This window comes from Massilia sp. CT11-108, from assembly GCF_047302915.1.
GTDB classification, from domain to species: Bacteria; Pseudomonadota; Gammaproteobacteria; order Burkholderiales; family Burkholderiaceae_D; genus Telluria; species Telluria orientalis.
In genome coordinates, this window is record NZ_JBKYMO010000271.1 from 1 (window position 1) to 7,760 (window position 7,760).

Below are 7,760 nucleotides of genomic sequence, written 5' to 3' on the forward strand. Positions count from 1 at the left end.
GTCGTGGCGATGACCGGCGACGGCGTCAACGACGCGCCCGCCCTGCGCGCGGCGAACGTGGGCGTGGCGATGGGACTGCGCGGCACCGACGTCGCGCGCGAGGCGGCCGAACTGACGCTGCTGGACGACCGCTTCCCGGCGCTGGTGCAGGCACTGCGCGCGGGGCGGCGCATCTTCAGCAACATGCGCAAGTCGATGCGCTACGTCGCGGCCGCGCACGTGCCGATCACCGTACTGGCCCTGCTGCCGCCGCTGCTCGGCTGGCCGGTCCTGCTGTATCCCCCGCACATCGTCTTCCTGGAACTGGTGATCGATCCGGCCTGTTCGCTGGCGTTCGAGAACGAGCCGGAGGAACCGGACCTGATGCGGCGCCCGCCGCGCCCGCACGACGAATCCGTGCTCGACCGGCGCGCGCTGCTGGCGGCCCTGCTGCGCGGACTGTGGGCAGCGCTGCTGCTCGCCGCCTGCTACGGCTGGGCGCTGACACGGCTTCCTCCCGCGCAGGCGGGGGCGACGGCGTTCAGCGCCCTCATCCTGTGCAACCTCGGCCTGCTGCTGAGCCACCGCCAGCATGGGGTCGGCGCGGCACTGCGCACGCCGAATCCGGTGTTCGCCTCCGTCGTCCTCGGCGCACTGGGCCTGCTGGCGGCCGCGCTATGGCTGCCTGCGCTGGCCGACCTGTTCCGCTTCGCGCCGCCACCGGGTCCCTGGCTGGTGCTGGCGGCGCTCACGGCCGCCGTCATGGTGCTGGGCCTGCAGGCGGCAGGGAGGTCATCATGAACTACAAAACCATCCTCGTGCACGTCGACCAGTCGTCCCACGCGCCCGCACGCATGCATTACGCGGCCGCGCTGGCGCACGCGCACCAGGCGCACCTGCTGGGCGCGGCCATGTTCGGCGTGTCGCGCAGTATCTTCCCGCTCGGCTACACATCGAGACCGGGTACGCTCGAAGCCAGCTACTTCGATCCCCTCGAGCAGAACGCCAGGCGGGCACTGGCGCAATTCGAAGCGATCGCCGCCGCAATGCGCGTCCCCCACGAGTCCCGCTTCGTGTGCGACCAGGCCGACGACGGGCTGGCGCGGCTGGCCCGTTTCGCCGACCTCGTCGTCATCAGCCAGGACGACCCCGACGAGGCGCTGCCGGACCGGGCCGTCCACCTGCCGGACTACGTGATCCTGAACAGCCCCCGACCCGTGCTCGTGTTGCCGCGCACGGACGCGGCGCCGGGCGCCGCCCGCGACGTATTGGTGGGATGGGACGGCGGCAAGGAAGCCGCGCACGCCCTGGCCGCCGCGCTGCCCCTGCTGCACCGCGCCAGTGCCGTGACGATCGCCGCGCTCACTGGCCCCGACGCCGGCGCGGCGGAACTGGAGTCCCAGCGGCCCGACCTGCTCCGGTTCCTCGGCCACCACGGCGTCACGCCGCACATGCTCGTGCGGGCGCCGCGGCGGGACGCAGGCCACGACCTGCTGGACCTGGCCGCCGAACTGCATTGCGGCCTGCTGGTGATGGGCTGCTTCGGCCACAGCAAGTTGCGCGAACTCTGCCTGGGCGGGGCCAGCCGCGCGGTGCTGGCCGATGCGCGCATTCCGGTGTTGCTGGCGCATTGACCGGAAAATATCGGTTGCGAAAAGCGGGCCGAGTCATCCAGCTATCACGTTCCAGATGTAGAATAGCAAGATGACAACGAAGAACATCGTCGAGTGCACGTGCACCGGGTGCGGCTGCACGCTCCGGGTGGCCTGTCCGCACTGCGCGACCACCTCACAGCCGGCACCCGCCGGTTCCGGGCAGCGGACCGACCTGGTCACCGCCCTCCTCGTCGACGCCGTGATCAGCGCGAGCGCCGCCGAGGGTACCGCGTATGCGGCGCGCACCCTGTGCGAAAACGGCGTGCCGTTCGACGTCGCGCTGCGCGTCCTGACGCGGCCGTGGCACCGGCGCTACCATCCCGTTTCGCAGATGCAGATGTATACACAGCCGGCGGACCGGCCGGATGCAGCCGCCAAGGCCGTCTTCCCGCATTGACGGCCTGGCGGGCACGCCTGTCACACGTCGATATCCTCCAGCCGCGTCCCCTTCGTCTCGACGAACCAGCGCGCCACGACGAACAGCTGCACAAGCATCGCCAGCGCGAACAGGACGAACGGCAGGCCGTTCGAGCGCGCCGCCATCGCCGGGAACACGCCGGCGACGATGGCATCCATGAGCCAGTGCGTGGACGCGCCGAGACTCTGCCCGCGCGCCCGCACCTCGGTCGGGAAGATCTCGGAGATGTACACCCAGATCACCGCGCCCTGCGAGAACGCGAACGCCGCGATGAACAGCACCAGCGCCCACAGCAGCAGGTCGCGGTGCATGCCGCTCCACTGGATCCATGCCGTTCCCGTCAGCGCGACGACCATGCCGACCGAGCCCACGATCAGCAACGTCTTGCGGCCCAGGCGGTCGATGACGGTCAGCGCCAGCAGCGTGAACAGCAAATTCGTCGCGCCGATCATCACCGACTGCAGGTCCGCCGATACCTTGCCGAATCCGGCCGCCGCGAAGATGTCGTTCGCATAGTAGAGGATGGCGTTGATGCCCGACAGCTGGTTGAACGCCGCGATCGCGAACGCCAGCAGCATCGGCTTGCGGTAGCGGCTCCAGGACAGCGTCGAACCCGCGGCGACGTGGCCGCGCGCGTAGCGGGCCAGCTCGCCCGCGACGTCGGCGGCGCCGATCTCGCGCAGCACCTGTTCCGCCTCCTTCGTCCTGCCCTTCACGGCCAGCCAGCGCGGGCTGTTGGGAATCACGAACAGGAGGCCGCACAACAGCAGCGCCGGAAGCGCCGCCACGCCGAATTTCCAGCGCCACTCGTCGGCACCCAGGTCAGCCAGGCCGACGAGGTAATTGCTCAGGTACGCGACGAGGATGCCCAGCACGATGTTGAACTGGAAGGCGCCGACCAGCATCCCGCGCCGGTGCGCCGGGGCGATCTCCGCCAGGTAGATCGGCGCCAGCACGGACGAGGCGCCGATCGCGATCCCCCCCAGCACGCGCGCCGCGACCAGCACCGCCAGGCTGGGCGCGAACAGGCAGCCCAGCGCCGAGACGATGTACAGGCCCGCGATGGCGCGCAGGCAGTTGCGTGCCCCGAAGCGGTCGCCCGGGCGGCCCGCGAACAGCGCGCCCAGCAAGGTGCCCCACAACGCGCTCGACACGGTCATGCCGAGGCCCGACGGGTCGAGCCGGAAGGCCTGCGTGAGGCCTTGCGTGGTGCCGGCGATGACCGCCGTATCGAAACCGAACAGCAGCCCCGCCAGGCCGCCAACCAGGGTTCCCTTCAACAACGTATTCATCGTGCTTCCTTCCAGATCGAATTCAGGGACCAGATGTCCAGGTCGCGCACCTGCGCGTCGCCCTCCACGCTGAACAGGCTCACGCCCCCCGCCCCGGCGGGCGGGAACACCTGGTCGGTCAGTACCGCCTCGCCGTCGCCGGCGAACACCGTCACCGAGCCCCGGTCCACGAGGATGCGTAGCGGCAGCCCGCCAGCGCGCAGCGCGACCGGCGCGGCGTGGCGCGCGGCGAACTGCGGATGGAAGCCGGTTTCGCCCGACTTCGTGCGGTCCACGTACACGGCGCCCTGCTTCGCGTCGTAGCCGATCTCGGTATAGGTACCCTGTCCCAGGCGGATGCCGGCGCGCGTCGCGGTGCCCGGTTGCAGGACCATCTTCAATTCCAGCGGCGCACTCGCCGTGCCGGCCAGCGGCACCGCCTTCGTACCGCGCGCGATGGCCTGTCCGGCCCCGCTGTACAGCGACGGGCCGCGCAAACCCCGCGCCTGGGCGATCGGCTGCTGCACGAGCTTCACCTGCCCGTTCACCGTGCGCAGACCCAGTTCGCGCGGCAGCGACTGGGCGCTGCGCCACGGCGCCGTCGGAACCTTCTCGCCGTACAGCCAGTTGTTCATCCAGCCGACCAGCAGCTTGCGGCCGCCCGGCGCATCGTTGTACGTCACGCCCGCGTAGAAATCGGCGCCGTAGTCGAGCCACCGCGGCGCGTCGCCCGCGGCATCGCGGTCGCGCGTAAAGGTCTTGCCGTCGAAGTCGCCGACGAAGTACTGCATGCCCGACCCGCCCGCCGGACCGCCGGGATTGAGGCTGATGACGAGAACCCATTTACGTTTCGCCGGGTCGCCGTCGACCGGCAATTCGATCAGGTCGGGGCACTCCCACACGCCGCCGGTCGCGCCGGCCGGGCCGAACTCGCCCGTCCACTCCCAGTGGACCAGGTCGCGCGAACTGTAGAACAATGCCTTGTGCTGCTTCGCGACGACCGTCGCCAATATCCACTTGTGTCCGGGCTCGTACCAGAATATCTTCGGGTCGCGGAATTCGCGGTACTCGGCCGCGTAGGGCGCGGGCGGCTCCGGCAGCACCGGGTTGCCGGCGTACTGCGTCCACGTGCGGCCGCGATCGAGGCTGTAGGCGATCGACTGTGCCTGCGTGCCGGCGCGCACAGGCTTGCCGTTCACCGTGCGCGCCTGCGGAAACATGGACGTATACATGGCCACCATCGCCGGCTTGCCCGGCTGGCCGAATCCGCTGGTGTTGGCGTGATCGACGACGGCGCTGCCCGAGAAGAACATCTGCGTGGGTTCGCCCCTCGCATCCTGTTCGACGGGCAGCGCCAGCGGCAGCTCGGTCCAGTGCAGCAGATCGGGGCTGACCGCGTGGCCCCAGGACATGTCGCCCCAGGTGTTCTGGTTCGGGTTGTACTGGTAGAACAGGTGATACTCGCCGTCGTGGTACACGAGGCCGTTCGGATCGTTCATCCAGTTGCGTTGCGGGGAGAACGACAGTTGCGGGCGGAATGGCTCACCGTAGGTCGGGGCGGGATCGGGCGAGCTGCTCGCGCAGCCGGCGGCCAGCAGCGCCGCGCCGAGGGCGAGCAGAGAGAATCGGAAGGTCAAAGCCACAGGAATTCCTTGTTGGTGTCGGAGACGGGCAGCCTCCCGGCCGCCCGTGATGCAGTCGTCGGTGCGCTCAGAAGCGGTACGTGAGGCTGGCGCGGATCGTGCGGCCGAACAGTGGCCGCGCGATACCCCGGTTACGGGTGCCGTCCGGCGACAGCAGGTCGGAGAACAGCGGATCGCCTTCCGTGAACGACAGCTGGTTCGTGAGGTTGGCCACGTGCAGCTGCGCCATCCAGCGCGACGAGACCTGGTATTGCGCGCCCATGTTGATGATGTGGTACGACGGCAGCAGGGTCACGTTGGTATCGGTCGCCTCGGAGAACCGGTCGCCGACGTACTGGTATTGTCCGTACACCGTCATCGGGATGCCCGTCATGGCGAGCAGGTCGTACGACGGCTGGAAGTTGGCCATGATCTTGGCCAGGCGGCGCGGACGGCGGCCGTCTTCGCTGATCTGCACGTAGTGGTAGCCCGTGATCACGCCCTGGGGATCCTTGTCCTCCTGCGTGATCTGGTAGCGCGCACCGTCGACCTTCGGATTCTGCGCCACGACGTTACCCTTCAGTTCGAGCCCTTCGATCATGCGTGGACGCCAGCTCAGTTCGATCTCCGTGCCGACGTTGCGCACGCCGCGCTTGTACAGCTGGGCCACGTCCGGGCACGAGTTGATCTGCGTGACGCCGCCGAGCGTGGAGCATGCCGGCGACTGGAAGTCCTTGTAGATGTTCACGGCGCTGCGCGGCGAGAACTTGTTGTAGAACAGCGCGACGGAGGCGCCGAACTCGCGCGTCAGGTAGCGCAGGCCGCCTTCGTACTGGCGGATGTGCTCGACGGCGCTGAGCTCGACGGGGCGCCCGTTCACCACCACTGCGCCCGCAGTGCTCAGGTTGTTGAGGTCCTCGAGGCTCGGCAGGCGGAACGAGTACGACGCCAGCGCGTACACGGCGAGGGGCCGGCTGAAGCTGTAGTTGCCGCCCAGCGACCAGCCGATGCCGTGATAGGTCTTGTTCAGCAGGTTGGGCTGGCCGGGGAACTGGATCTCGTTGTCCGCCGCGGTATCCTGGGTGGAGCCGACGACGACGTTCGCCGGTGTCAGGTCGACCGCCGTGTTGCGTTCGCGGCGGTCGACGTTGGCCCGCACGTCCTGCCAGCGCACGCCCGCGTCGATCTTCAGCTTGCCCTGCAGCGTTTCCCAGTGGTCGAGCAGGTAGGCTGCATGGCCATCGGCCTTGATGTGGCTGACCCAGCCGAACCAGCCGGGCAGGATCGCGCCGCCCGACGTCAGCGACGGGCCCACCTGGTTGCCGGCGGCATCGACCACCGTCAGGTCGATGAGGCGCGCGTTGGGGGCGCTTTCCGACACGAGCAGCCCGGCCTGGAAGTTCGGATCGTAGGTGTAATGGCTGCGGTACACGCCGAACGTCAGGTCGTGCGTGCCGGCCGCCTTGAACGTCTGCTGGCCCTTCAGGTCGAGGACCGTGCTGGCCGCGTCGGTGTCGGCGATGAACGGCACCAGGAAGTTCATGTAGGATCCCGGCGCCACGCGCGTGCCGTCGTTCCGGTAGGTGCCGACGACGCCGGCGCCCTTTCCGTACTTCGCGATGAAGTCCTCGCGGCTGATGTTGGCGAAGTCCGCGCACGTGCCGCTCTTGAAGTAGCCGACCAGTTTCGCATTGCTCAGGTTGCAGCCCAGCGCCGCCCCGTGCGCCGGCGAGATCACGTCGTTCTGGAAGCGCGCGTTCAGGAACGTGGCCGCAGTCGCCGTGTCGTTGCCCGTGAAGACCGAATTGAACCCGCTGCTGCCGCCCGTGCGGCGCAGGCCGGCCGTGACCTTCAGGCCGGAGTCGAAGTCATGCCCCAGCTTCAGCGTGAACATCTTGAAGTCGGGGTGGATGCCGTCGGCCTGGTCGATCGTGCGCGTGCCGTATTCGCCGATCAGGTTGAAGCGGCGGTTGTAGGGCGACGCCGTCGTGCCGTGCGCGAAATCGATGCCCAGCGGCTGGATGGTGTCCTGGCTGAGGACCGTCGGATGCGCCGGCGTGCCGGACTGGGTGAAGCGCGGCACCGAGATCGGCAGGTTCTGGTAGAAGGCCGTGCGGTCGTTGATGACGAGCGCGTCGAAGCGGGCCGTCGTCCGGCGGTCGTCGCTCGTGTAGATGACGTTGCCGCGGATCTGGCCGCCGCGGTCCGCCGTGTAGCCCGTATCGCGGATACCTTGACTTCTGCGATAGTAGCCGCCGACGGCGCCGGTCAGGTTCCTGCCCAGCGGGCCGGACACGAACGCGTCCTGGCGGATGAAGCCGTAGTCCGCGTATTCGAGCTTGTAGCCGCCTTCCAGGTGGTCGCCGCCCGTGCGCGTGATGTGGTTGATGGTCGCGCCCAGGCCGTTCGAATACAAGATGCCGCCGGGGCCGCCCTTCACCGCCTCCACGCTTTCCGTCATCAGGTCGTCGCGCACGAACACGTCGTTGTTCAGGAACGGGGCTTCCGATTCCTCGTACGCCGGCAGGCCGTCGATCAGCTGCGGCGCGAAACGGAAGCCGCCGACCACGGGCAGGCCGCGCACCGTGATGTTGTTGCTGGCCTCGCCGGCGGTGCTGCCCTCGGCATAGATGCCCGGCAGGTTGCCCAGCAGGTCGGCGGTACTCATCGGCGCCAGGCGCTGGATGTCTTCCGCGCTCAGCGTGTTGATCGAGAACGTGGCGTTCTTCTTGGTCGTCGTCCGGGTCACGCCCGTGACGATCACGACGTTATTGGGCTCGTCGGCCTTGGCCGCGGACTGCTCCGCGGCCAAGGC

Annotated in this window: 6 protein-coding genes; 3 read left to right on the forward strand and 3 right to left on the reverse strand. The window is 68.8% G+C overall.

The window, feature by feature from the left end; all coding sequences use genetic code 11:
• The 3 genes from ACEN88_RS19815 to ACEN88_RS19825 form a co-directional block, all read left to right on the forward strand.
• On the forward strand, positions 1-780 hold a 780-nt coding region (locus ACEN88_RS19815), incomplete at its 5' end, for an HAD-IC family P-type ATPase (protein ID WP_413342278.1).
• A complete protein-coding gene (locus ACEN88_RS19820) occupies positions 777-1,613 on the forward strand; it encodes a universal stress protein (RefSeq protein ID WP_413342279.1) in 837 nt (278 codons plus the stop codon). The genes ACEN88_RS19815 and ACEN88_RS19820, both read left to right, overlap by 4 nt.
• Before the next feature lie 70 nt (positions 1,614-1,683).
• A complete protein-coding gene (locus tag ACEN88_RS19825; RefSeq protein ID WP_413342281.1) occupies positions 1,684-2,031 on the forward strand; it encodes a hypothetical protein in 348 nt (115 codons plus the stop codon).
• A gap of 20 nt (positions 2,032-2,051) precedes the next feature.
• Here the strand turns inward: ACEN88_RS19825 and ACEN88_RS19830 are convergent, their stop codons facing one another.
• The 3 genes from ACEN88_RS19830 to ACEN88_RS19840 form a co-directional block, all read right to left on the reverse strand.
• The gene (locus tag ACEN88_RS19830) at positions 2,052-3,344 is read right to left on the reverse strand and encodes a sugar porter family MFS transporter (RefSeq protein WP_413342283.1); all 1,293 of its coding nucleotides are present in this window, start codon (positions 3,342-3,344) and stop codon (positions 2,052-2,054) included.
• Positions 3,341-4,966 (reverse strand): glycoside hydrolase family 32 protein, encoded by a 1,626-nt coding sequence (locus ACEN88_RS19835; protein ID WP_413342285.1) that lies wholly within the window; start codon positions 4,964-4,966, stop codon positions 3,341-3,343. The genes ACEN88_RS19830 and ACEN88_RS19835 overlap by 4 nt, the downstream gene beginning before the upstream one ends.
• A 67-nt stretch (positions 4,967-5,033) precedes the next feature.
• Positions 5,034-7,760: TonB-dependent receptor (locus ACEN88_RS19840; RefSeq protein WP_413342287.1), on the reverse strand; the 2,727-nt coding region annotated here is incomplete at its 5' end.